This window comes from Brevundimonas sp. UBA7534, assembly GCF_002479325.1.
Taxonomy (GTDB): Bacteria; Pseudomonadota; Alphaproteobacteria; order Caulobacterales; family Caulobacteraceae; genus Brevundimonas.
Map to the genome: position 1 here is coordinate 2,451 of NZ_DLMO01000027.1, position 414 is coordinate 2,864.

Here is a 414-nt window from a genome sequence, read left to right on the forward strand (position 1 = left end):
CTGCTGCCGGCCGGCGTGACCGCCGTGATCGGCGACTTCGACAAGGGTGACTGCGTCCAGATCACCGACCCGGACGGCGTCGTGATCGGGGTGGGCCTGGCCGCCTATCCCGCCAACGAGGCCTTCCGCATTCGCGGCCGGCGCAGCGACGAGATCCAGTTGCTGCTCGGCCACCGCGGCCCCGCCGCATTGATACACAGAGACGACCTGGTGCTGGATAAGCGATGACCGACCTGACGACCGCCATGATGGACCTGGGCCGCCGCGCCCGCGACGCCGCCTCCGCCCTGCGCCAGGCGCCGGCCGAAGCGCGCACCCGCGCCCTGACCCTGCTGTCCCAAAAGCTGGGCGCCGCCCAGGACGAACTGCTGGCCGCCAACGCTCGCGACGTCGAGGCCGCCCGCGCCAACGGCA

Annotated in this window: 1 protein-coding gene and 1 pseudogene; both read left to right on the forward strand. The window is 72.5% G+C overall.

The window, feature by feature from the left end:
- Positions 1-228: PUA domain-containing protein (locus B2U11_RS01845; protein WP_349680695.1), on the forward strand; the 228-nt coding region annotated here is incomplete at its 5' end.
- Positions 225-414: pseudogene (gene proA / locus B2U11_RS01850) on the forward strand (gamma-glutamyl-phosphate reductase); the annotation flags it as partial. The gene B2U11_RS01845 and the pseudogene proA, both read left to right, overlap by 4 nt.